Origin of the sequence: Chitinophaga sp. 30R24 (genome assembly GCF_049056765.1) — a bacterium.
Lineage (GTDB): Bacteria > Bacteroidota > Bacteroidia > Chitinophagales > Chitinophagaceae > Chitinophaga.
Window position 1 is genome coordinate 194,226 of the sequence record NZ_JBJGXX010000006.1, and the last position, 23,337, is coordinate 217,562.

Genomic DNA, 23,337 nt, shown 5'->3' on the forward strand with positions numbered 1-23,337 from the left:
ATGAAATCCAAGCAAGCAATACAGATCTCATTTAATGGGAAAACCCAGGCCGGCGGGGTGGAAAGGGTGGTATATTATCTGGATGAATATTTTCGTAGCCGTGGGATCGACTCCCGTGTTATCGATGAGGAATTTCTGTTGCATCAAACTTTTTTCGGAAAGCTTTTACAGCAATTGTTCAAGTACCGGCATTTTAGAAAGAGAAGAACTATTTACCTGGCAAGATATACTTCGGCCTGGCTATGGTTGTATAAGCGTACCCGCTATGTGGTAATTGTACAGGGGGAATCCACGCCGTTTTTTCCGGCAGATTTTAACTTTATACATGGTAGTTATCATTGCATGGAAGTAGCTTATGGCCGTACAGACCCCCGGCTTAGCCGCATAGCGGCTTTGCAACAAAAGACCTGTAACAGGGCCAAACAGGTGGTAGCAGTATCCGATAAAGTAAAACAGGATCTCATCACCTGGTATCAGTTACGGCCAGATAAGATCATCGTACAAAACAATTGTGTAGATACAGCCCGATTTCATCCCATTCGAAAGCCCGCATCTGGCCGCCGTACTTTGTTGTACGTAGGTCGCTTGGTAAAGGAAAAAGGATTAGCTGCCCTGCAACAGCTGGCCCCGGTAATAGAACAATCACAAGACTGGCAATTGCTCATTGCCTGTAATGAAACGCCAGCCACCAGTTTTTTTTCTGCATTTACTCATACTACGGTGAAAGTAGGCCTGGGCATAGACAATATCGCAGCAGAAGCTTATGCAGCAGGGGACCTGTTGATTGTTCCTTCCCTGTTTGAAGGTTTTGAGCTGGTTACCCTTGAGGCGATGTCGGTAGGTATCCAGGTGATAGGTACCCGGGTAGGGGCCATCAGCGACCTGTTGGACCGCCAGTTTCCAGGTGTGCACTTGTTGCCGCCAGACATTTCTTATGATGATCCGGCTATTTTAGCGCATTTCAATAAAATATTGGATAACGCCGGATTGTCTGTTACTCCCGAAGCCTTACACCAGCGGGTAACGCAGCAATTTGGCATTGACGCTTATATGAAAAAGCTGGATACTATTTTGGGGCCAGCGTTTTTTCATACCACCTGAAAAAAGTATTTGTTAGCCGCGGGCTTACCAGGTTGATGGCACTGCCAATATTCAGGAATACGATCCTTTTACGGAAAGCCCGGTACAATCCCTTGCGGGATAAGGTAAGTGTATGCCGGTGTTGCCTGAGCTGTTGCAGGAAAATATCCTGATTTTGCTGGCATTGGCCGTTGGCTTCTACATAAGTTTCAAAATAGCCGCCATATTGCAATATCCTGGTATTATGATAGCGTTCAAAGGAACGGCAGTATTGATGGAAAATGCCTTTCGACTGCAGAAAATTCCTCATCAGTTCGTCGGCTGCATAGAAGTGTGCAATCTTATGCGTTGATATCGCTTGTGTTGTTATAGATTTCTCAGCGTTTGTTTTTTCCCGGATCAGATATTGATAATAACTGCCGCTGATGAAACGGATTATACGGGAATGGTAAACAGCTTCCAGGAAAAAAGGGGAATCTTCAAAAATAGGTAACCGAAAGCGGATCTGATGAGTGGTTAGCAGGTTCCTTTTATATAATTTGCCGCAGGTGGAGGTATTGAGCTTATCTGCCCAATGAGTGGCCTCACTAAAAAAGCTTTCTATAAAATCGCTGCGAGAGAAGTTTTCCGGGAAGTATTCAAATACCTGTAATACTTTTATATTTTCCAACTCATTACCGGGCTTACAAACCTTGCTGAATCCGAAGCAAACAATATCAGCAGCTTCTTTTAAAGCTTCCTGCATACACATTTCCACTGTTTCAGGCGCTATCCAGTCGTCGCCATCTACAAACAAAACAAATTCGCCGCTGGCATGATCCAGGCCGGTGTTTCTCGCTGGTCCGGGGCCTCCGTTGGGTTGGGTGTGAACTTGTATGTGCGTATGTTTTTGCTGATAGTCAGTTAACACCTGTAAGGAGTCATCGGTAGATGCGTCATCTACAAAAATGATTTCCAACGGGGCATAGGTTTGTTGTAACAGCGATGCAATGCAATGCGGCAAATAAGGCGCCAGGTTATAAACAGGAACAATAATACTTACTAACGGGTTTTTCATACCTCAATTCAATATGGCCATTATATCTTCAAAATAAAGGCAGCGTTATCGCTGCCTTTAAAAATCCGTAGCAAAGATATAAAAATATTATTATTTATTGGTTCACCTTAAATTTTTCGGTAGCGCCAATAGTGGTGCGGGTGCAGGTCATTGCCTGGGTGCCACCTTCACTGGAAACATATGCACCGTTGTTGCCCTTCAGTGAAATGCTGCCGTCACCGTTATCAATCCAGTCGAATTGTTCCCATGGGCCAATAGCGGTACGGTTGCAGTTGATCGCTTGTGTACCGTTTTCTGAGCTCACATAATAGCCACTGTTTAGCAGCACTACTTTGCCATTGCCGGCATTGGTAACGCTGAAATGCTCCCAGCCCTGTGCAGTGGCGCGGTTGCAGTTCATTGCCTGTTGTGCATTCTCACTGGAAACGTATAGGTTATTACTGCCTTTCAGGGTAATAGTTTGTCCGTAAGGAGGAGGAATAGGGTTGCCGCCACCAACAATGGGTTGGGTAGGACGGCTAGCGGTAAGGCCAATTTGTCCTTTCAGCATTTTACCGCCATCGCCGGTAAGACGCAGGTAGTAGTCTGCAGAGCAAGCCACGCCATCTTCATCCAGGGTTACAAAATTAGCACCAGCAGGAATAAAGGCGGAGCTTTCGGCAGTTTTAGCGATCTGGTTACCTTCATTGTATTCGTCGAACATAGAGATGTAGATGCCTTGTGCGCCTACTCTTACCATGTTATAAAATTGACGCCACATAAAGTCGCCATGTGCGCGCTGGTGTTCCTGAAGGTCGCCGGGTAGTATGCAGGGTTGGTAATCGATGCCATGGTCATTGCAATAAGCCTGGTCAGGGGTGTTTACATTAGTGTAGAAATTATCTACATCGTTTACGTTGCCAATGCGGCCTACCATCCAGGGAGATATCATGTTTAAGGCGCTGTAGGTAGCCAGGAAACTAGGACGGGAGTCGTCGCTTTCTGTACGCCAGTGGGTAGGAACGCCACCAATAACGTAGCAGCCCTGGTTTTTGAACCAATTGATCACATCCAGGCATACTGCAGCAGACCAGCTATGGTTACTGTCGTTAAAACCAAAGCCCCAGATACATACTACTGGTTTGCCGTTTTGTTTGGCATAAGCGGAAGAGGTGGTGTAAGCCGACATTTTATTAGTCCAGTCGGTTTTGATTTCAGACTGCATATTAGTCCAGCCGCTTACATCGTACATAATGTAGAATTTACGGCCATAGGTTTCTGCAGCGGTTTTTACTTTCGCAGTGATAGCATCACGTACGGGGCCTTCGGAACCATTGGGGTTAAAGCGCTGTAATGCTGCGCAGTCAATACCGTTTTGCTGCATCCAGAGGAAGTGGGTATTAACGGTTTGGTCGGTGAAAGAAGAAAACAGTTTGGCTTGCTGACCGTTGTTGAGGTTAGGCCAGGCAGTAGCATAAGTGCTGGTATAATCCCTTACGTCCGGCCAGGATTTGATGCCGTTGTTGGAAGAAGAAGGTGAGGCACCCCAGTTTTGGGTCCAATGCCACCACGCATTAATAGGGGAGCCATCCCCGATGGCGGCAAACCAACCTTGGTAGCCAACCGTAATTTTGCCGACAACATCGCCAGCAGGTGACCCCAAAGTGCTGATGGCGTTTTTCTTTCCATCTTGCAATGATTGTAATTGACTGACCTCTTTCTTTGAGCAGCCTACCGACAAAGAGATAAGGGTCGCCAGGAGTAGATGCAACTTGCTTTTCATGTGTGGAATAATTGAGTGGTTTAAAATTACAAACGGATTCCCGGGGGAATAATGGAAGCCCCGGCATTACTATCGGATTTACTTTTTCATCATGGAGTATTTACTTTGATGTTAGTGGAATGTTTGTTAAGGGTTTTCTACAGCATTATTAGAGCAGTCTGGGACTACACCGGATTTTCCCTGGATCTATAATACCCTGTTGACAGTACGGTTTTCTTATTGTGTTACCATGGTTATTGGGGATTTTGGTTTTGAGGCATACTGAAGCATCTTCTGATGCTTCGGATTTGTTTTTTAGGCCCTTCTAAAAAATGTTTTAACGTAGAAATTTTTCAATGCAATTAAGCGGGGAAGCACTAATGAAAACCCTAATAAAGGGCTAATAAATAAGTTAGGGTAAGTTTTTTTTGAAAGAAAGGAAAGGATCCCCTTTTTACGGGAGATGTGATGGGGAAATCCAGCCGGGAGTTCCGGCGCAGTGCGGCGTGATTTCATACTGCCGTCACCGTAACCAACGCCCCCGATTAGGTTACGTTTCCAGTCGCCTGCCATGATGGTGCGGTTTGCCGGCAGTTGCTCCTTTGCCGGCAGATAATTATTTATTAGTTTACAGTACTCATTGCACTTCTCCGGTTAATTTGGCGTTATTCGATGAAGTGTATTTTTTCAACCTTATTGAAGCCAACAGTATATCCGCCTGGTAAAAATCCCGATATGAGCTATATACGATTGTTTTATCACTACAGTGGGGCATTATTGGCCCTATTTATTTTTCAGTTTATTGCAGCTCCGTTGTTCGCACAGCAAAAGCCTTTGCAGCTTTGGTATAGCCAGCCAGCGGCCGTATGGGAGGAAACCCTGCCCCTGGGCAACGGGCGTATAGGTATGATGCCAGACGGAGGTATCAATCACGAGAAGATCGTATTAAACGATATTACTTTATGGTCTGGTGCCTCGCAGGATGCTAATAATTACGATGCCTGGAAGCAATTGCCTGCCATCCGGCAACTGTTAGCCGAAGGCAAAAATGATGAAGCGCAGGCGTTGATGGATAAATCGTTTGTATGCACCGGAAAAGGCTCCGGGGATGTACCTTTTGGTTGTTTCCAAATGCTGGGGGAGCTATCGTTGCAATACGATTATCCCACCACAGATACAGCTGCCTATATAAGAACTTTATCGCTGAATGATGCCATGGCGACCACTAGTTTCCAGGTGAACGGTGTTGCCTATACGCGGGAATACTTCATGAGCTTTGGCGATGATATAGGTATTATCCGCTTAACTGCCAGCAAACCTGGGCAACTAAATGTGCGTATCGCTATTAGCCGGCCCGAACGCGCTACGATCAAAACGGTGGGTAACGAGTTACAGATGTTGGGCGAATTGCAGAGCGGCACCCCTGATCCTGGTATGCGCTACCTGACCAGGATACAGGGTAAAAGTAAAGACGGACAGGTGATTGTGGTGAATGATACGCTGTTGATCCGCAACGCTAGTGAAGCAATAATATACGTGGCTACTGCTACCGACTTCCGGAACCCTGGTTATCAGGAACAAACTGCCCGGCAGTTGAAAGCCGCCCTGACAAAAAATTATATCTTACAAAAACAACAGCATATTGCTGCTTACCAGCGTTTATTCAACCGCGTTAGCCTCTACCTGGGAGAGGGCGCCAATAGCCATTTGCCTACCGATCTGCGCCTGGTTAGTTTCCGTAAAGATCCATCAGCCGACAATGCATTGCCGGTGCTGTTCTATCAGTATGGCCGTTACCTCACCATCAGCAGTACAAGGGTAGGCTTACTACCGCCTAACCTGCAAGGGTTATGGGCTAACCAGATCCACACGCCCTGGAATGGCGATTATCACCTGGATGTAAATGTTCAAATGAATCACTGGCCCGTAGAGGTAAGTAACCTGGCCGAACTAGACTTGCCCCTGGCAGAACTGGTAAAGGGGCTGGTGAAGCCAGGTGAAAGAACTGCCAAAGCTTATTATCATGCCGACGGTTGGGTAGCGCACGTGATCACCAACATATGGGGTTTTACAGAACCGGGGGAAAGCGCTTCCTGGGGTACTACCAAGTCGGGTTCCGGCTGGTTATGTAATAATCTCTGGGAGCATTATGTCTTTACCAATGATCAGCAATACTTGCAGGATATTTACCCCGTGCTCAAAGGTTCGGCGGAGTTTTATAATAGCATGTTGATAAGAGATGTGAAAACGGGATGGTGGGTTACATCACCCTCCTCTTCCCCTGAAAATTCTTTTTATCTGCCGGATGGTAAAACGGCTAACATCTGCAATGGCCCAACAATCGACAATCAGATTATCCGGGAGCTGTTTATGCACGTTATCTTTGCCGGTCGCCAGCTGAATAAAGATGCTGTTTTCTGCAATGCGCTGGAAGAAAAATTGAAGCAATTGCCACCGGCAGGCCGCGTGGGGCAAGACGGTAGGTTAATGGAGTGGTTGGAAGCGTATGAAGAGCCAGAGCCGCAGCACCGTCATATTTCACATTTGTATGGCCTTTATCCCGCCTCTCTGATTACGCCGGAGGCCACACCCGAATTGGCGGCTGCCTGCAAAAAAACGCTGGAAACAAGAGGCGACGATGGCCCTAGTTGGTCTATCGCCTACAAGTTATTATTTTGGGCGAGGTTGCATGATGGCAACCGTGCCTGGAAATTATTTGCGGAGATCATGAAGCCAACGTTGAAAACGGATATCAATTATGGCGCAGGCGGAGGCATTTACCCCAATCTGTTATCTGCAGGCCCACCTTTCCAAATAGATGGCAACTTTGGTGGTACAGCAGGATTAGCGGAAATGCTGCTGCAAAGCCATGCAGGATTCATAGATTTGCTGCCGGCATTGCCTGATGCCTGGAAAGCTGGCGGTAGTGTAAAAGGCTTGAAGGCAAGGGGGAATTATATCGTAGATATCGCCTGGAAGAATGGTGTGGTTACCGATTATAAGATCAGCAGCCCTTTCCCTGCAAAGGTAAAAGTGCGCATCAACGGCGATATGAAAGAGATACAATCAACGAAAACGATGCTTATGGCGGTTGTTGAATAGTGATTTTATAATCCGGTTATCCATGGTTCAATTGTCTTTGAAGGTCCTGTTGCAGTGACCACAGTTCTGCAATGGAAACAGGTCTTTTGCTCACGCTATTTATATTTTTTCCTTCTTTAGTAAAAAGAAAAGGTAAGCAACTGAATCCCTGCATGCCGTTTAATTTAGCGACGTCTGCCTGCCAGTTTTTCCAGCGGAAAGATTCATAAAAGCCTGCAATGTCGCCAGTGCAGCAGAAAGTGATGAAGTCGGAGTAGCCGATCTCCATATTTTCCCATTCCATGGTGTCGGGGGCAAAATAAAATACACTGCCGATGCCTTCGTTGTGTGCCAACCCACCGTTATTGATAGCATAGAAACCACCGATCACATCGTCGGCAATTAATAAATAGGTAGGCTGCTCTCCACTTTGTGTGAACGTTTTACCTTCGTTCCATTCAGGCAAGCTACGGTCCATTTTTTTGCAGCCAGATCCCAATACCCTGATCCAGCCATGGTCTACCAGGAGGCCGCCGGTTTCATATATAATGGCGCCCATAGGAGAGTGGGTAGTCACCTGGGTTTGATAGAGTGCCTGCTCCGCACGGATAGGGTCCCTGGGCAGGATTTCTATAGGGTTGTTACTGTTCCTGATCCAGTGCTGTACTAATTCCCAGCCGGGTTCTTTGGTATCGATCAGTTCTTGCAATGATTTCATAATAATTATCTGATTAAACAGGTGCGTGCAATTTAAAGCAAAAGGGGATAAACGATTCTGCTTACTCCCTTTTTTTAAGATATGTTTATGTTTTTTTATCAGATTTTTCAATCCCTTATTTCTTTTGCTATCTCCTATTTACTGCCTACCATAGCTTGCGCCCTGCCTGGCTTGATGGCTTTGCCCCAAAAAAATTGCCTGCAGTTTATTAAATAAATTGCAGGCAATTAAAAAAATATCAATTTATATATTTCCTTTCTTTAGCTGGTTTACGGCATAATCTACTGCTCTTGCCGTAAGCGCCATATAAGTGAGGGAAGGATTTTGGGTAGATGTAGAAGTCATACAGGCGCCATCAGTTACAAATACATTGCTGCAGGTATGCATTTGATTCCATTTATTGAGGATAGATGTTTTAGGATCACGGCCCATCCGTACTCCGCCCATTTCGTGTATATCCAGTCCTGGTGCTTGTTTGGAGTCGCCAGTTTGGATATTGGTAAACCCTGCTTTGGTATACATTTCTGTCATCTGCTCAAAGAAGTCTTGCAGCATTTTTTCATCGTTGTCGTCGTAGTCTACGTCGATATTGATGAGTGGAATGCCCCATTCGTCTTTGTGTTGGGCATCAAGGGTAACCGTACTTTTTTCTTTAGGAATAGTTTCGCCCATCATGTGTGAGCCAACGTTCCAGGGGCCTATTTCTTTGTTGAAGAGTTGTTCTTTGAGGCTTTTACCGAAGCCATCGGTGTTGGTATGTGATCCCCTGCCGGCAGAGAAACCTGCCGCATAGCCGCGCAGGAAGCCGGTTTCCTGTTTGGCCACGTTCCGGAAGCGTGGAATATAGGCGCTGGTAGGTCTGCGGCCGTCGGTGGTAGTATCTTTGAAGCCTTCGTATTGTGCAGAGATATGTCCGCGGTAATTATGGAAAGCGAAATATTTACCCAGTACGCCACTGTCGTTACCTAATCCATTCGGGAAACGGTGGGAGGTAGAGTTCAATAATATCAGGTTGGTATTTACAGCAGCTGCATTTACAAAGATCACCTGGGCATAGTATTCCATCATTTCTTTGGTATTGGTATCGATGACGCGTACCCCGGTGGCTTTGCCTTTTTGCTCGTCGTAGATAATAGAATGGACTACAGAAAAAGGTTTTAAAGTAAGGTTACCGGTTTTTTGCGCCCAGGGTATAGTAGAAGAATTACTGCTGAAATATCCGCCGAAAGGACATCCTCTGGCACACAGGTCCCTTTTCTGGCATTGTCCGCGACCCTGGTCTAGGTGTACTTGCTGCGGCTGCGTTAGATGGGCGCAGCGGGCATATATTACGTGCCTGTCTTTATAGTGGCTTTTGACAAAATCCTTGAAATAATTTTCTACACAACTGAGCTCCATCGGCGGTAGGAATTCCCCGTCGGGGAGATGGGCAATACCATCTTTATTACCGGAGATGCCCACAAATTTTTCTACATAGCTGTACCAGGGTGCAATATCCTTATACCGGATAGGCCAGTCTACCGCAAAACCATCCCTGGCAGGGCCTTCAAAGTCGAAGTTGCTCCAGCGCTGGGTTTGGCGCGCCCACATCAATGATTTGCCGCCTACCTGGTAGCCGCGTATCCAGTCGAATGGTTTAGGTTGGCCGTATGGGTGGTCATTATCTTTTACGAAGAAATGCATGGCATCTTCATGGAAAGCATAGCAGCGGCTAATTACAGGATTGGCTTCCCGTATTTCCTGGGGTACCTGTCCGCGATGCGGAAATTCCCAGGGAAACATATTAGTAGTGGGATAGTCTTTCAGGTGTTTTACATCCCGGCCTCTTTCTAGTACGAGGGTTTTCAGTCCTTTTTCAGTAAATTCTTTCGCTGCCCATCCACCGCTGATACCAGAGCCAATTACAATGGCATCGAACGTGCGGTTTTGAAGGCTGGTATTATTATTACTCATATTGTTAGCAATTAGGCAAGTTTCCGGATAACGGGTTTCAATGGCACACATCCTTTATACCGCGCCGGCACTAGCTCATAAACATTTACATTGGTGAGGAAATATTGGGAACTCGTATAAGCCTGGATGGTCAGGCGTTTAATAGCTTTGTAAAAGAAGGTCAGGTCATCTTTGGCGTCTTTGTTAGCTTCCAGGGAAGCCACTAAGGATGTTCTTTGTGGGACAGTACTTTTCAGGAAAGTATGGCCATTAAGTTTTTTACAGGCTTCGTCGAATGCTTTCAGGCCATTCATCCATTGCTGTTGCTCTTCTTTTTTATAGCAATCGTCTATCATGATGAGCGCAAACAAATGAGCGGAAAGCGCTTTGGCGCCAGGTGTGCTGGTAGCGGGAAGAATGGTTTCCACCAGTTCTGCCAACATTTTTTCCTGATCGCCGTTTACCTGTATGTGCTTTAACGTTAACGATAATCTATTGGTATGTTGCAGGCAGGCTGGTAATATTGCCAGGCCGGCGGAAACATATAACAGCTGTTTTAAGGCTTCTCTTCTGTTCACTGCCATGAATAGGAATTTTGTGTAATGAAACGGGAATTTATTTGCATCATCTATAGCTTCTTTTTTGCAAAAACGTTTTATTTCTTTGGTTCTCGCGGTAAATAAGTAATAAATATAAAAGAATCTCTGTGTTTTTACAATGTTTTTTGAGGAGTGGCCGGTAGGTAAGTTTGTCTGCTGCAGAAAAATAGCAGCCGCTGAGGTCCGGATAAAAAATTGTATCATTGAGAATAATACTGCATAAAAAAGTTATTACCATATGCTGAAAGAGAGAATCCGGCAATTAGCCAGTGGTTTGTTGGATGAGGCTACTGCCAACCGCCGTCATCTGCATGCACATCCAGAACTTTCTTACCGGGAATACCAAACGGCCATTTTTATAGAAGAAAAGTTAACCGCGTTAGGCATTCCTTATGAGCGGATGGCAGATACGGGCATCGTTGCTTTACTGCAAGGTGCAGCCGCCGTTTCTGATAAAGTGGTGGCCCTAAGGGCAGATATTGACGCATTGCCTATTCATGAATTGAACGATGTGTCTTACCGCTCCTTACACGAAGGGGTGATGCATGCCTGCGGGCATGATGTACATACTGCTTCCCTGTTAGGCGTAGCAGGTATTTTAAGCCAGATGAAAAATGAATTTTCCGGTACGGTGAAATTTATTTTTCAGCCTGCGGAAGAAGTGATCCCCGGTGGCGCGAGCCTGATGATTAAAGCGGGTGTGTTAGAAAATCCATGCCCACAGAGTATTCTCGGGCAACATGTTATGCCGGAATTGCTCGTAGGAAAGGTGGGTTTCCGCGCGGGGTGCTATATGGCCAGTAACGATGAAATATCCATTACCGTTAGAGGAAAGGGAGGTCATGGCGCTATGCCGCATTTAGGCATTGACCCATTGGTAATTGCTTGTCATATTGTGATTGCGCTGCAGCAAATTGTGAGTCGCCGCGCAAATCCGCTATCCCCTTCTGTATTGTCGTTTGGAAAAATGATCGCTAACGGCGCTAATAATGTGATTCCTGATGAAGTGAAATTGGATGGAACCTTTCGCTCGCTCGATGAGCAATGGCGTACTGCGGCGCATGAAAAAATTATAAAAATGGCTGTATCCATTGCTGAAAGTATGGAAGGCACCTGCGATATTAAAATTGAAAGAGGGTATCCGGTACTCATCAACCATGATAAGCTGACGGCCACCAGCCGCGCACATGCTGTTGATTATCTGGGGGAAGAACAAGTAGTGGACCTGGATATCTGGATGGCGGCAGAAGACTTTGCTTCCTATTCCCAGGTAGCAGATGCTTGTTTTTATCGCCTGGGTGTACGCAACGAAAACAGCGGTATCGTTTCAGGATTACATACTGCTACTTTCGATGCAGATGAGAAAGCCCTGGAAACCGGCGCAGGACTGATGGCTTATCTTGTGCTAAAAAATTTGGGTAACTAATTAAGTGTTGGTGATACACCTGATTTTTACCGGTCACTTTTTTATTACCACCTGTTTTATATCATTCACCGGGAAAAATGATGCGTTCACAAAATAGGTCTTAGTACTAACGCCGATGGATATATCTTTGTTTTAGGTTTTTCATAGGATATGGTTAAAATATTAAAGGGGAGGTATTCTTACCACCCCTTTTTTTGTGCCCGCTCACTGCAGTATTTTTTCCCTTATTTTTGGATATGCAAAAAATTCTGTTAATAGGTAACCCCAAACTGTTGCAGGAAAGTATCGCAGATCTGCTGCAACTCAATCATTATGAGGTTGTGCTCGCTGAAAATGGTAAAATTGGAATAGAAAAAGCAAGAGCGCTACACCCGGATATGATCTTATGTGAGATGAATATGAATGGGATAGATGGCTTAGGAGTATTGAGTTGTATCCGTAAGGAGCCGGCGCTGGAAGCTGTACCGGTAGTTTTCCTGACAGATCAGTATGATGCCCGTGCTTTCCGGGAAGTGATGAATTTAGGGGCAGATGATTATCTGGTGCGGCCTTTTTCGGGCAACGACCTGCTACTCACAGTAGGGAACCGTTTACACCGTTCTAAGATAGCCGCAATGGCCCTGCCAGGCCATTCGCCGGAAGAAAAGCATAATCTCAAACAAATGATCCGGGAATTTACAGCCAATCGTAATACGATGCGCCTGGCCCCCCAGGAAACGGTGTATAAAGAAGGCAGTACTCCCCGTTATCTGTTTTATATCCGAAAGGGCAAGGTAAAAACCGTTAAAACGCACGAAGATGGTAAGGACCTGGTAATCGGACTTTATAAAAAAGGCGATTTTTTCGGATATGTGGCCCTGCTGGAAGATGCTCCCTATAAGGCCACTGCTATTGTTATGGAGGATACCGAACTACTATTGATACCCCGTGAGGATGCCGAAGAAATTTTTAAACGTACGCCATACCTGGTAACGGAATTTGTACGTATGATGGCGCAGAACCTTACTGAGAAGGAAGACCGGTTATTAGGCATCGCCTATAATACACTCCGGAAAAAAGTAGCCAGTGCCTTAATACATCTGCGTAATAAATACCAGCAACCGGAAGCGGAAAATTTTACAATCCGCATTTCCCGGGAAGAACTGGCATCGGTAGCCGGTACTGCTACCGAATCGTTGATACGTACCCTCGGCGATTTTAAGAGCGAGCAGCTGATCGCTATCAGTAGCGGCAGTATTACTTTGCTTGATATTCCCCGGCTTGAAGATATTGCCTTTCATTAAGGCCGGCTGGCTGTTCATTGGGGGTACCTTAATCAGGTTAATAAATTAAAGGACGTAAATATATGTATTTTTTTATTTATCAAAAGAAAAGGAATGTTATTTATCTTCGCGCCCTATGTTGACATTTGCCAATACGATTGATATAATTATTCCCTCTTTCCGGCTGGATGAGCAGTACTTATTACCGTTGATCCATTTACCCAAACCTGCCGGCTGGACGTTTAATTATTATGTAATAGTAGATAATCCAAAAGTACAGCCAGGCAAGGAAATATTGCGATTGGAACAAGAAGGCAGCATCCACCTGTTTATCAATAAAGAAAATCTGGGTGCAGCAGAAAGCCGTAATAAAGGCATTAACGCAGGTAGCGGGGAATGGATTTTATTTCTGGATGATGATATTGTAGCCGCGGACGATGTACTCTTTCAATATATAAAAGCGATTGAATCTAACCGGCAGGCGATTGGTTTTATTGGGTTAACGGATTTTCCGGCGCCTATAAACAGTTTCACGCGGGCGCTTACGGCAGCCGGGCTTACTACGATGTTTACCATTGCAGAGCGGCAGCAGGAATTTATGTGGGGCGTTACCGCCAACATGATGTATAACCGTGCGGCTATGCAGGAATTGCGTTTTTCTTCCATCTTTCCTAAAAATGGAGGAGGAGAGGATGTGGATCTGCCTGCACAGATAGGCTTGCGCCATAATGCCCGTTTTGTTTGTGTAAAAGAGGCGAAAGTAACGCATCCCTGGTGGAACGATGCTCAACCGCATTATAAACGTTTTGAACGTTATGGAGAAGGTATGGCCCTGCTGCTACCACGTTTTAAAGCCTATAATTGGTACGCATTCCCCAGTCCGGTAGAAGGCATAGCGCTATTGCTGTTAACCGCTCCTTTATTTTTTATCTACCTGGGTTGGCAGCAATGGTTGATATTATTGTTAGCTGTGCCATTAGTGGATATGCTGATTAATTATATCCGGGCTTACAATATGGGATATAAGGCGCCCCAAGTGGCGTATTATATGACCTTGCTGAGATGCAGTAACGAATGGGGGCTGTTTAAAACCAGTATAGGTAAGGGGAGGGTTCATTATTTTATGCGGAGGATCAATATCGATTTTTCCCGTCCCCGTCATTTCCGTACCAACAGATGGCGCATTATCAAACTATTACTGTATATCGTACTATTGGTAGTATTAGTCATTAGCCGCTAACAGGCCGGATTTAAAAGTAACTACTTCGGCAACTTGCAGCTTTTTTGCTATCTTTCTGTTTCATGTTTGATCCAACATTGCCAAAAAGCATACGAAAGAAGGTGCTTGTGCCATTGCCCAGGTATGGGTTTGATCCAACGGAGGCGGCTATCCCATGGTGGTTGTTAACGTCTGCAGGTCATGACCTGTACTTTGCCACTCCGGATGGATATAGTAGTATGGCAGATCTGCGTATGTTGAGAGGAGAAGGGTTAGGTATCTGGAAATGGTTATTGCAGGCCCGCCCAGACGCAATTGCTGCTTGCCACCGGATGTCTAACTCTGATGCTTTTTGCAGTCCGCTTAAGTATACAGACATCCGGCCGGAAGTCTTTGATGCTTTACTGCTTCCTGGCGGGCACGATAAGGGGATGAGGGAATACCTGGAGTCGCCCGTATTACAGAACACAGTCGCTACTTTTTTTATCTTACAAAAACCAGTTGCTGCTATTTGCCACGGCGTAGTATTGGTTGCCCGTAGTAAACATCCCCAAACGAAGTATTCTATATTACGCAACTATCAAACCACTGCCTTATTACAATCACAGGAAATCACCGCCTGGCAGCTTACACGATGGTGGCTTAAAGACTATTATCTTACTTATCCTGTAACTGTACAGGCGGAAGTAACTGCCGCATTGGCAGATAGTACCCAGTTCCTTTCCGGACCTTTTCCTTTGCTCCGGGATAATGCAACCCACCTTCGCAGGGGCTTTACAGTATTGGACCGGCATTATTTGTCGGCCAGATGGCCCGGGGATGTATACCGTTTTTCCCACGATTTATTGCAACTCTTAGCCGCTGGCGAACAGCCACTTACCTAGAGTATATCTACCCCTTCTCTTGCCAGTCATTGTTGTAAATTTGTATGCTTGGATTAACAAATTGTTTGAAGTATATGAGTAAGAAAGGATTAATACGTCCGTTATCAGTATTGGACCTTGCGCCGGTATTGGAAGGACAAACGCCCGCAGATGCTTTTCATAACAGTATGCGGCTTGCACAGCATGTAGAAAAGGTCGGATATAAACGTTTCTGGATGGCAGAACACCATAATATGGTAAGTGTAGCTAGTTCTGCCACTGTAGTATTGTTGGGGTACATTGCCGGTGGCACCCATACTATCCGGGTTGGCTCCGGGGGGATTATGTTGCCTAACCATGCGCCACTGGTGGTAGCAGAGCAATTCGGTACGCTGGCATCTTTGTATCCCGGACGGATAGACATGGGGCTGGGCCGTGCGCCAGGCACAGACCAGATTACTTCGCGAGCCTTGCGCCGCGACAGGTTAGGGTCTGGTCATGATTTTCCTGAACAGCTTCAGGAGTTGCAACATTATCTTTCGTTTGATAACCATACTGGCGCGGTGAGGGCTATTCCGGGCGAAGGGTTGGATATTCCCATCTGGATACTCGGGTCCAGTACAGACAGTGCTTACTTAGCTGCAGCGATGGGTTTGCCCTATGCTTTTGCCAGCCATTTTGCGCCGGCGCAATTGCATGCCGCCCTAAAAATATACCGTCAACATTTCAAACCCTCCGAATTCCTGCAGGCACCGTATACTATAGCTGGTGTGAATGTCATTGCAGCGGATACAGATGCCCAGGCCCAACGGCTGGCCACGTCGTTTTACCAGATGTTTCTGGGAGTGATCCGTGGCCGTTTGCAACGGTTAGCACCTCCGGTAGACAGTATGGAAAGCTTGTGGACAGAATACGAAGCCGCCCATGTACAGCAAATGCTCACCTATTCCTTTATTGGCGGCCCGTTAACAGTAAAGCAAAGATTACAGCATTTCCTGGATGATACAGGGGTGGATGAGGTGATGGTGGCTACCAATGTATATGACCAGGATGCTCGCCTGTATTCTTATTCTTTATTGAAAGAAATTTTTGACCAGCTTACCTAATAAGTGTTACTGTACCTTTCTGGCTAAAGCGCCTGCCGGTATAATCTACACCTTGTACCATCCATACATAGGTGCCGGCAGGAGCTGGTTGCCCTCCCCAGGTACCATCCCAGCTCCCGGAGAGGTTGTTGCTCCGGAAAACTTCCTGCCCCCAACGGTTCCATACGCATAGAAAATCAAGTGAAGGTACGCCTGGCGCAATTACACGGAAAACGTCGTTACGGCCGTCGTTATTGGGCGTAAAGGCCGTAGGGACATAAAAAGTAGGACCTTTATATACTTTAACGTTGATCTCGTCTTCATCCCGGCATCCTTCCGGAGAAGTAATGATGAGGCGATATGTTTGGTCTTTGTATAGCAGCGCCAGTGGATTATCCACAGTAGGATTAGTGAGCCCGGTAGAGGGTAACCAGGCATAGGATACATTGGGATTGGTCCATTGCGCTTGTAACTGCAGTGGTTGGCCTGCTGCTACTACCGTGTCTCTTCCGGCACGGGCATATACGCCGGTTACTTTTACAGGCGTCTCCACTACAGGTGAAGGGCAGCCATCTGTACTCTCTGCATATACCTGTACGGTATACTGGCCTGTATCAGGGTAAGTATAATTCGCTTGTTGCTGCATTAGGGTATTGCCATTGCCTAGGTTCCAGTGCCAGCGCGCTATAGGGACGTTCGGTGTAAGGTTATTGGCCTGGAAAGTAATGGCAGTTCCCAGGCACACATTTTCTCCCTGGCCACTGATCAGGGGCGTATTTCCTACCATTACGACTTTACTGGCGCTGCTGCTGCAGCCCTGGGAAGAAGTAGCTGTTAGCTTTACCTGCCGCGATCCGGTAGTAGTATAAGGTGCTAAGGGAGTTTGACTATTGGCAATAGTACCATCTCCCCAATCCCATTCCCATTGATTTATATTGCCTACGGTAGTAGTAGTAAGGTTTTGCATATGCATATCGGCGTCCAGGCAAAGTGGATTAGGACCAAAGTCTACTACCGGATATGCCTCTATGGTAAGGGGGATTTTCTGTGTATCAGAGATACAACCACTGTTGTCGGCGATTACGAGTTTTACTTCGTAATGTCCTGCTGAAGGGTATACATGCGGAGGAGGTTGAGCAACATTTGAAGTAACGTTATCTCCAAAATCCCACCACCAGTGCGTAATGGCTCCGAATGAACTGGAATTGTCTTTAAAATCAACAGGTATACCATCGCAGAAAAGTTGTTGTGGGTTGATGTCACATTGCGGGCGCAGTGCGGCGCAAAATTGTTGCAGGTTGGAATAACCGCCGGTAGAACCGGCAAATCCCCAGTATACCTCTGGATTGCCGGTGAAAATATCGTTTATAATGTCTTTATCGAGCGCTAACCGCAGTACATTGTCCATACTTACTTCCAGATGCCTGCGATTAGCATCCCAGTTGATGCGGAACAGGTGCCATTGGCAGTCTTCGATATTGTTTTGCTCATTTAATGCAGTGACAGGTCCGGCAAGGTTGCTGGCACTATTGTGGTCGGCGATGCCATTCATTTGAATAGCCAGGTGATCGTAAAGAGGATCGTTTTCATCGCTATTGGGATAAGTATCTATCAATATACCTAAGGAAGGAGAAATACCTTTGAACCCTAATCCCTGCCCTGTGGCGCCCAGGTTAGTGCCTTGTGTTTGCAGGATAAACCCGATGCCGTCGGCTCCATTGCCATCTTTACAACCCAGATTTACATCGAACACATAGTTGAAGGATTGCTGGAGATTGATTTTGTTTTTATTCCATACCGTGCCACTGATACCTTGTTGATCGGGTGTTAATATATAGCAGTTACAAGTGCGCTGGGTGGCGGCCCCGTTGAGGATATATGGTAATAGCGTTTGACCTGGTAGTTGGGTACATGCTATTAACAACAGACTGCAAATAATGCATAATCTTTTTTTCATATTATGCTATAACAAGGTAGTGGATAGTTTGCCAAGGGAACAAGATACAGACCTAGTGATTAACATCAAAGGACAAATTAAGTTTTCATTAGCCGGCCCTCCCAAAAAAGGGCTAACCATCATAGTTGATGGATCTTTATGTGTGAAGGAATCTGCCGGGTTAATGTACTGCACGCCAGATTCAGTTATGTTGGCAATAGTGGATTAATTTCATCTGCTGGGGCTTTATAACGTATTTGCCCGGTTTTAAGTAATTTGCGGGTGATTTCAAGGGTAATTATGGATATAAGCGTTAATAAATACATCAGTGAAACCGGCTTCTGCAGCCGTCGGGAAGCGGATAAATATATAGAACAAGGCAGGGTAACCATCAACGATAACCTTGCTTCCAAAGGTAATCGCGTGAGAGAAGGCGATGTGGTGGAAGTAGATGGAGAGCCATTGAAAAAGAAAAAGGCCACCGTGTATATCGCGCTTAATAAGCCCAAAGGAATCACCTGTACTACAGACCTGAAGGATAAGACCAACATTATCGACTACGTGAACTATTCTTCCCGTATCTTCCCGATAGGAAGGCTGGATAAACGTTCAGAGGGCCTTATCTTTCTCACCAATGATGGCGATATTGTGAACAAGATTCTTAGGGCAGGTAATCAACATGAAAAGGAATATATCGTAACAGTAGACAAGCCTATTGACCTGGAATTTGTGAAGGCGATGCGCAATGGCGTCCAGATTCTGGGTACTGTAACGCAGAAATGTTTCGTGCAACAGGAAGGCCCCAACCGTTTCAGAATCATTCTTACGCAAGGCCTCAACCGGCAGATCCGCAGGATGTGTGAGGCATTGGGTTATGAAGTGCAAACATTGAAACGGGTTCGTATCATGAACATGACGTTAAAAGACCTGGCACCAGGTAAATGGCGGTATTTTACGAAGGAAGAGATCAACAGCATTAATGATATGGTCGCTAATAGCAGTAAAACCGAAAAAGGTAACCACCATGAAGGAATGGACGAGTAACAGGGTATTACCGATAACAGTTACCCGGGCAGAACGTTTTTTTCCGGTAGTAATGGCTGTATCAGCTTTGCCGCTGCCCTCTCCCGATAACTTTCTACACCCGGAAGAAGAAGACAACCTGACCGGCGCCGCCGAGCAACAATATTTATTAGGCCGCCACGCTGCAAAGCTGGCTGCTGCTCATTTTACCCATATAGCGCCTGCCAATATACGAATCACCTCCGGCGTATTTGGTCAGCCAGTTCTATATTGTCCGGGGTACAGTAACCTGCAGGTAAGTATTGCGCACAGTGAAGAGGTGTCAATGGCTATCGTTTTCCCGGAATCGCATCCCATGGCAGTAGATATAGAGGCGATCACCAACTATTCGTATATCCCTCCAGTTACCATACAGGAAGCAGACCTGATGGCGTTATTGCCATATAGCGGCACAGAAAAACAGCTACTCTTCTGGACTGCCAAAGAAGCGCTGTCCAAAGTCCTTAAAACCGGTTTTACGACCGACCTTTCCCTGTTCCAAATTAAAACAGCCATTGTAGAAAATGGTGCGCTCGAATGTACCTTCACTCATTTTGTACAATACAAAGCTATTTGCTGGATAGCAGGGAATATTGTTTGTGCCCTGGTATTACCAGAGAAAAGCCAGATAGATATTATTGCCGTGCAAGCGCTTACTAGTCCTGCTGTTTAGAGCAAGCCTATGCGGCTTTGTCGTTTATATTTTTCAGGTTCCAGAGGTATATATGCTGGTTTTCTAGAAAGTGATAGTAGGTTGTTTCTTGTTATTGCCCATCAGCTCCGTAGGTATAAGATTTACGCCATTAAGAGTAGTTTTTTCATATAGTCGTTGAGGTTAATTATTTTTTTTTAGGAAAAAAATTTGGAAGTGAATGGATAATTCCTACATTTGCACTCCTTTTACAGGAAAGGATTCCCTAGCTCAGTTGGTAGAGCAATACACTTTTAATGTATGGGTCTTGGGTTCGAGTCCCAAGGGGATCACGGAAGAAACTTGAAACCTGCGCTTGGCGCGGGTTTCAAGTTTTGGGTCTATTTGATAGTCTATCAAAGTGCAGATTCGCTGTTCTGGTTTACTTAGTTTTATTTGGGTTGACGTATCAGTATCTAAGTTACAATTTTTGAGATGAATTTTAATAGATGAATTTTTTGGATACTTAAAAATCATTCATAATTTCCTCCGTTGTAATAACATCTGAAAGGTGATTTAATGCAGACAATAGAATTTGAATTCTATTGTCATTTAACCAGAAAATCCGCCATGATAGCGAATTTTCTGGTTAAATGAGTTCTAACTATTTTAATTCCATTCCAGAGATTATCACTAAGATACTATCTTCCCAAAGTAATACGTCGTATTACCATTCTCATCTCCAGTGTGCTTTCTGTGAATTATAGGAAGATCTTTTTTTGCCCATACTCCTGCGGATTCCTTAACAGTAATCTTAAGATCATCCCCTTCAGGTTCTATATAGCATAATCTGTCGTTGAAATATATTTGGCCTGTCTTATACCATGTTTGGCCATTTTCATCGCCCTGGTGCTCTCTTGCTGTGATTACCTGATTGCGGGGAGCCGCGAAATCACTGGATGATTCTTTCTGTGGACTACTCCAACCACTATTTTCGACCTCAAATGTTCCAGGCACGGTATTACCGGAACTATCCACAGCTTTTAATGTTGCATACATATATAAAGTCTGGCCGTTTTCATCACCACTGTGGTGCCGTCCGATCATAATTGTACCGGTAGGGCATGTAAATGAATGATTACTCTCCTTGAAAGACTGTGATGTGGATTGTCGATCCACAACAATCAGGATTGTTGATTTGGCATCCAGAGTAGACGCAGCTGTAGTTTCAGTTTGATTTTGTTGCTTGGACATGATAAATGGTTTTTAAGAGGGAGTTAAAAGATTATTAAGGATACTGCCAGTCGGAAATGTCTAATGCTAAAAAGGATGATTTTGACCAAAGAATGAATGTATTACAGAATACAAAAACTGTTTGGGTTATTTTGCCCACGAAGTGAATAACTAACAAGTCTACCTCAAAAAGGTTGAACTTAATTTGATTTTCAAGAATGAACAATGTTTAGATCCCGCTTACCAAGTCCGTCTCAGAGTGGATTTTCCGTTTGGATAAAATTATATGATTTGTAATTTTAAGGCATAAAGGCACTATCTCACAAACTGTGTAAATATATTGAATCGGTTTTTTTACAAAAGACTTGATGAATATAACCGGCAGGAGTGAGCACACCGCAAGGAAGATCCTATAGCAAATATGTCAGGCCAATGGGAAAAAGAAGGGGATACGGTGACAGTGGTGGAATTTTGTCGGTTTACTGGATTAGAAGAGGAAATTATTTCTAAATTTCTAGTATATTGATGCTTAGAAATGGAAGTGGATGAACTGAGTTCGAATTAACTATATTAAAACTGTGGATCGAAAGATTTGAATTTTTTCAAGAAAGGAATGATCGCTTAGCAAGCGATACTAAGCGTCCTCTATTTTATATTGACCCAAATGTTTTATTATGACTTCAACTAAACAAGTGTCAAAGCACTTCAGGGATGTTCATTTTGGCGGTAACTGGACGAGTATAAACCTTAAAGACACATTAGCAGATGTAAATTGGAAACAGGCGACCGCAAAGGTTCATGACCTAAATACTATAGCTGTTTTGGTTTTTCACATTAACTATTATGTGAGTGCTATTTTAAAGGTCTTACAAGGGGAACCCTTAAACGCAAGTGATAAATTTAGCTTCGATCTAAATCCTATAACCTCTGAAGAAGAGTGGCAGGAATTAGTAACTAAAACTTTTACTGAAGCTGAGCAGTTAGCTTTACACATTGAAAATTTAGATGAAACAAAATTATTCCAAGATTTTGAAGATCCCAAATACGGAAATTATTACAGAAACCTACTCGGAGTTATTGAGCATACGCATTATCACCTTGGGCAGATTTCTTTGATAAAGAAAATTATCAACCCGGTCCTGGCTTGATATAAAGCGTGTATACTTCATTGTTAATTTGCAAATGTATTTTGTGCTGATTTAGCAAGGATTTTCGTATATTGGTAAATCAACTACAAACCCGTACGAAATAAGCTATTCTAAGAGAATACAGTGCTTTAAAATTCGTTTGAAAGCGGTGCTCTATAAGCTTTTGATATAGTTACAGCATGATCGCATCAAAGAAAATAAACAGTTTTGAACCTGCTTAATTCCTGCGGCCTCAAAACTGTTGTTAGTATATAAAGCTCAACTACTCCAAGCCAATCTGACTGGCAACAAAAAAGGTAACATTGGAATAGTTAGTGCAAACTTTTTTCTTTGAAACGCTTATTAGTACCACGGTTTAGGAAATAGGGCTGATTAAATTACACCCAACCCAACCGACAACCGGTACCTGCTTTGATATTATTATATTTGTGCTTTCACCCTTGAGATGAGATACACCGAATTACTTCCGCATCCTGTTTTGTCCGATTATATTGATACTTACTGGACGCTTACCCATGATTATGGAGCGATGAAGACGCAGCATATTTTACCGGACGGTTGCATCGATATCATCTTCAACTTAGGAGCAGATTGTACGACCGATCATGGCCAGTTCTTGATAAAATCAGAAAAAGTTTATCTGGTAGGAACGATGACCACTTTTAACAGCGCTACTGTCGCAGCAGGAACTAATTTGCTTGGTATCCGGTTTAAGCCCGCTGCCTTCCAGAACTTTTATCAGTATTGTTCCCTGCATGAAATCACTGATCAGACATTGGAATTGGATAAGGCCTTTTGTCCTAATCTGTATCAAACGGCAAAAAAATCTACGGCCTATCTTAATCATTTTTTTGCCGGTGAGCTATCTCCCAGAAAGGATAATATCACTCATCTGGTGGCCGACTTGCAAACTCATCAGGGGAGGATCAGTGTGAGGGATCTGGCGAAAAAACACTTTATGTCGGAGCGACAACTGGAACGAAGGTTTAAACAGCAAATCGGTATACATCCTAAGACGTTTATCAGTATCGTCCGTAACCAGGCGGCATTAAATGCTATTAAGCACAGAGATGTCAATAGTAGCTTACTGGAGATTGCACTTCATTATGGTTATTATGATCATGCCCACCTTTCCAAAGAAATAAAGAAATTCACCGGGCAACCACCTTCTCTGGTTTGATTTTGTCGGATTTTTCCAAACATCCAGGTCGCTTTTGCTTGTATTTTCGTCTAATGAAATTTGTAAATAAACTATTCATTGGCT

General features: G+C 44.6%; 19 protein-coding genes and 1 tRNA gene. 12 read left to right on the forward strand and 8 right to left on the reverse strand.

The features are described from left to right. Nucleotides 1-1,101 (forward strand): glycosyltransferase family 4 protein, encoded by a 1,101-nt coding sequence (locus tag ACDQ55_RS15050; protein ID WP_420982231.1) that lies wholly within the window; start codon nucleotides 1-3, stop codon nucleotides 1,099-1,101. On the opposite strand, the gene ACDQ55_RS15055 is transcribed toward ACDQ55_RS15050, so the two are convergent. The 3 genes from ACDQ55_RS15055 to ACDQ55_RS15065 form a co-directional block, all read right to left on the reverse strand. Next, nucleotides 1,067-2,137, reverse strand: coding sequence for a glycosyltransferase family 2 protein (locus tag ACDQ55_RS15055; RefSeq protein ID WP_420982232.1), 1,071 nt, complete (start codon nucleotides 2,135-2,137; stop codon nucleotides 1,067-1,069). The genes ACDQ55_RS15050 and ACDQ55_RS15055 overlap by 35 nt on opposite strands. Before the next feature lie 94 nt (nucleotides 2,138-2,231). Further along, complete coding sequence (locus ACDQ55_RS15060) at nucleotides 2,232-3,899, reverse strand: lectin (RefSeq protein WP_420982233.1); 1,668 nt, start codon at nucleotides 3,897-3,899, stop codon at nucleotides 2,232-2,234. Nucleotides 3,900-4,193: 294 nt separating this feature from the next. After that, nucleotides 4,194-4,451, reverse strand: a complete 258-nt coding sequence (locus tag ACDQ55_RS15065) for a hypothetical protein (RefSeq protein WP_420982234.1) — start codon at nucleotides 4,449-4,451, stop codon at nucleotides 4,194-4,196. Between the two features lie 162 nt (nucleotides 4,452-4,613). Here ACDQ55_RS15065 and ACDQ55_RS15070 point away from each other — a divergent pair, with 162 nt between their 5' ends. Continuing rightward, nucleotides 4,614-6,980, forward strand: a complete 2,367-nt coding sequence (locus ACDQ55_RS15070; protein WP_420982235.1) for a glycosyl hydrolase family 95 catalytic domain-containing protein — start codon at nucleotides 4,614-4,616, stop codon at nucleotides 6,978-6,980. A 16-nt stretch (nucleotides 6,981-6,996) separates the two neighbouring features. Here ACDQ55_RS15070 and ACDQ55_RS15075 read toward each other — a convergent pair whose 3' ends face one another. From ACDQ55_RS15075 to ACDQ55_RS15085, 3 genes are all read right to left on the reverse strand, one after another. Continuing rightward, complete coding sequence (locus tag ACDQ55_RS15075; protein WP_420982236.1) at nucleotides 6,997-7,677, reverse strand: DUF2625 domain-containing protein; 681 nt, start codon at nucleotides 7,675-7,677, stop codon at nucleotides 6,997-6,999. Between the two features lie 243 nt (nucleotides 7,678-7,920). Continuing rightward, nucleotides 7,921-9,630 carry a GMC oxidoreductase gene (locus ACDQ55_RS15080; protein ID WP_420982237.1) on the reverse strand — a complete coding sequence of 570 codons (1,710 nt, stop codon included), beginning with the start codon at nucleotides 9,628-9,630 and terminating at the stop codon, nucleotides 7,921-7,923. 11 nt (nucleotides 9,631-9,641) lie between these two features. After that, the gene (locus ACDQ55_RS15085; protein WP_420982238.1) at nucleotides 9,642-10,193 is read right to left on the reverse strand and encodes a gluconate 2-dehydrogenase subunit 3 family protein; all 552 of its coding nucleotides are present in this window, start codon (nucleotides 10,191-10,193) and stop codon (nucleotides 9,642-9,644) included. Between the two features lie 253 nt (nucleotides 10,194-10,446). Here ACDQ55_RS15085 and ACDQ55_RS15090 point away from each other — a divergent pair, with 253 nt between their 5' ends. The 5 genes from ACDQ55_RS15090 to ACDQ55_RS15110 all read left to right on the forward strand — a co-directional run bounded on the left by ACDQ55_RS15090 (nucleotide 10,447) and on the right by ACDQ55_RS15110 (nucleotide 16,084). Further along, nucleotides 10,447-11,634 (forward strand): M20 metallopeptidase family protein, encoded by a 1,188-nt coding sequence (locus ACDQ55_RS15090; RefSeq protein WP_420982239.1) that lies wholly within the window; start codon nucleotides 10,447-10,449, stop codon nucleotides 11,632-11,634. A gap of 236 nt (nucleotides 11,635-11,870) precedes the next feature. Then, nucleotides 11,871-12,917, forward strand: a complete 1,047-nt coding sequence (locus ACDQ55_RS15095) for a cyclic nucleotide-binding domain-containing protein (protein ID WP_420982240.1) — start codon at nucleotides 11,871-11,873, stop codon at nucleotides 12,915-12,917. A gap of 115 nt (nucleotides 12,918-13,032) precedes the next feature. Beyond that, complete coding sequence (locus ACDQ55_RS15100; protein WP_420982241.1) at nucleotides 13,033-14,136, forward strand: glycosyltransferase family 2 protein; 1,104 nt, start codon at nucleotides 13,033-13,035, stop codon at nucleotides 14,134-14,136. Between the two features lie 62 nt (nucleotides 14,137-14,198). Further along, the gene (locus tag ACDQ55_RS15105) at nucleotides 14,199-14,999 is read left to right on the forward strand and encodes a type 1 glutamine amidotransferase domain-containing protein (protein ID WP_420982242.1); all 801 of its coding nucleotides are present in this window, start codon (nucleotides 14,199-14,201) and stop codon (nucleotides 14,997-14,999) included. A gap of 74 nt (nucleotides 15,000-15,073) precedes the next feature. Further along, a complete protein-coding gene (locus ACDQ55_RS15110; RefSeq protein WP_420982243.1) occupies nucleotides 15,074-16,084 on the forward strand; it encodes an LLM class flavin-dependent oxidoreductase in 1,011 nt (336 codons plus the stop codon). Here the strand turns inward: ACDQ55_RS15110 and ACDQ55_RS15115 are convergent. After that, nucleotides 16,077-18,020, reverse strand: coding sequence for a lectin-like domain-containing protein (locus tag ACDQ55_RS15115; RefSeq protein WP_420982244.1), 1,944 nt, complete (start codon nucleotides 18,018-18,020; stop codon nucleotides 16,077-16,079). The genes ACDQ55_RS15110 and ACDQ55_RS15115 overlap by 8 nt on opposite strands. A 279-nt stretch (nucleotides 18,021-18,299) precedes the next feature. Between ACDQ55_RS15115 and rluF the strand changes: the two genes are divergently transcribed. From rluF to ACDQ55_RS15130, 3 genes are all read left to right on the forward strand, one after another. Next, on the forward strand, nucleotides 18,300-19,043 hold the full coding sequence (rluF, locus tag ACDQ55_RS15120; protein ID WP_420982245.1) for a 23S rRNA pseudouridine(2604) synthase RluF: 744 nt from the start codon (nucleotides 18,300-18,302) through the stop codon (nucleotides 19,041-19,043). Then, entirely contained in the window at nucleotides 19,024-19,734 is a 711-nt protein-coding gene (locus ACDQ55_RS15125) for a 4'-phosphopantetheinyl transferase family protein (protein WP_420982246.1), read from the forward strand. Before rluF ends, ACDQ55_RS15125 begins: the two co-directional genes overlap by 20 nt. 238 nt (nucleotides 19,735-19,972) lie before the next feature. Next, nucleotides 19,973-20,045: transfer RNA gene (locus tag ACDQ55_RS15130), tRNA-Lys, on the forward strand. 340 nt (nucleotides 20,046-20,385) lie between these two features. Here the strand turns inward: ACDQ55_RS15130 and ACDQ55_RS15135 are convergent. Next, on the reverse strand, nucleotides 20,386-20,946 hold the full coding sequence (locus ACDQ55_RS15135; protein WP_420982247.1) for a hypothetical protein: 561 nt from the start codon (nucleotides 20,944-20,946) through the stop codon (nucleotides 20,386-20,388). A gap of 653 nt (nucleotides 20,947-21,599) precedes the next feature. On the opposite strand from ACDQ55_RS15135, the gene ACDQ55_RS15140 reads away from it, so the two are divergent. Further along, the gene (locus tag ACDQ55_RS15140) at nucleotides 21,600-22,073 is read left to right on the forward strand and encodes a DUF1572 domain-containing protein (protein WP_420982248.1); all 474 of its coding nucleotides are present in this window, start codon (nucleotides 21,600-21,602) and stop codon (nucleotides 22,071-22,073) included. Between the two features lie 445 nt (nucleotides 22,074-22,518). Continuing rightward, nucleotides 22,519-23,253 carry a DUF6597 domain-containing transcriptional factor gene (locus tag ACDQ55_RS15145; RefSeq protein ID WP_420982249.1) on the forward strand — a complete coding sequence of 245 codons (735 nt, stop codon included), beginning with the start codon at nucleotides 22,519-22,521 and terminating at the stop codon, nucleotides 23,251-23,253. The last annotated feature ends 84 nt before the right edge of the window (nucleotides 23,254-23,337 follow it).

Excerpts from the sequence above, each read along its gene's own strand:
- ACDQ55_RS15115 (WP_420982244.1), bottom strand. The coding sequence starts at position 18,020 with ATGAAAAAAAGATTATGCATTATTTGCAGTCTGTTGTTAATAGCATGT.
- ACDQ55_RS15140 (WP_420982248.1), top strand. The coding sequence starts at position 21,600 with ATGACTTCAACTAAACAAGTGTCAAAGCACTTCAGGGATGTTCATTTT.
- ACDQ55_RS15075 (WP_420982236.1), bottom strand. The coding sequence starts at position 7,677 with ATGAAATCATTGCAAGAACTGATCGATACCAAAGAACCCGGCTGGGAA.
- ACDQ55_RS15080 (WP_420982237.1), bottom strand. The coding sequence starts at position 9,630 with ATGAGTAATAATAATACCAGCCTTCAAAACCGCACGTTCGATGCCATT.
- rluF (WP_420982245.1), top strand. The coding sequence starts at position 18,300 with ATGGATATAAGCGTTAATAAATACATCAGTGAAACCGGCTTCTGCAGC.
- ACDQ55_RS15145 (WP_420982249.1), top strand. The coding sequence starts at position 22,519 with ATGAGATACACCGAATTACTTCCGCATCCTGTTTTGTCCGATTATATT.
- ACDQ55_RS15085 (WP_420982238.1), bottom strand. The coding sequence starts at position 10,193 with ATGGCAGTGAACAGAAGAGAAGCCTTAAAACAGCTGTTATATGTTTCC.
- ACDQ55_RS15135 (WP_420982247.1), bottom strand. The coding sequence starts at position 20,946 with ATGTCCAAGCAACAAAATCAAACTGAAACTACAGCTGCGTCTACTCTG.
- ACDQ55_RS15065 (WP_420982234.1), bottom strand. The coding sequence starts at position 4,451 with ATGGCAGGCGACTGGAAACGTAACCTAATCGGGGGCGTTGGTTACGGT.
- ACDQ55_RS15055 (WP_420982232.1), bottom strand. The coding sequence starts at position 2,137 with ATGAAAAACCCGTTAGTAAGTATTATTGTTCCTGTTTATAACCTGGCG.
- ACDQ55_RS15095 (WP_420982240.1), top strand. The coding sequence starts at position 11,871 with ATGCAAAAAATTCTGTTAATAGGTAACCCCAAACTGTTGCAGGAAAGT.
- ACDQ55_RS15050 (WP_420982231.1), top strand. The coding sequence starts at position 1 with ATGAAATCCAAGCAAGCAATACAGATCTCATTTAATGGGAAAACCCAG.
- ACDQ55_RS15100 (WP_420982241.1), top strand. The coding sequence starts at position 13,033 with ATGTTGACATTTGCCAATACGATTGATATAATTATTCCCTCTTTCCGG.
- ACDQ55_RS15110 (WP_420982243.1), top strand. The coding sequence starts at position 15,074 with ATGAGTAAGAAAGGATTAATACGTCCGTTATCAGTATTGGACCTTGCG.
- ACDQ55_RS15125 (WP_420982246.1), top strand. The coding sequence starts at position 19,024 with ATGAAGGAATGGACGAGTAACAGGGTATTACCGATAACAGTTACCCGG.
- ACDQ55_RS15105 (WP_420982242.1), top strand. The coding sequence starts at position 14,199 with ATGTTTGATCCAACATTGCCAAAAAGCATACGAAAGAAGGTGCTTGTG.
- ACDQ55_RS15070 (WP_420982235.1), top strand. The coding sequence starts at position 4,614 with ATGAGCTATATACGATTGTTTTATCACTACAGTGGGGCATTATTGGCC.
- ACDQ55_RS15060 (WP_420982233.1), bottom strand. The coding sequence starts at position 3,899 with ATGAAAAGCAAGTTGCATCTACTCCTGGCGACCCTTATCTCTTTGTCG.
- ACDQ55_RS15090 (WP_420982239.1), top strand. The coding sequence starts at position 10,447 with ATGCTGAAAGAGAGAATCCGGCAATTAGCCAGTGGTTTGTTGGATGAG.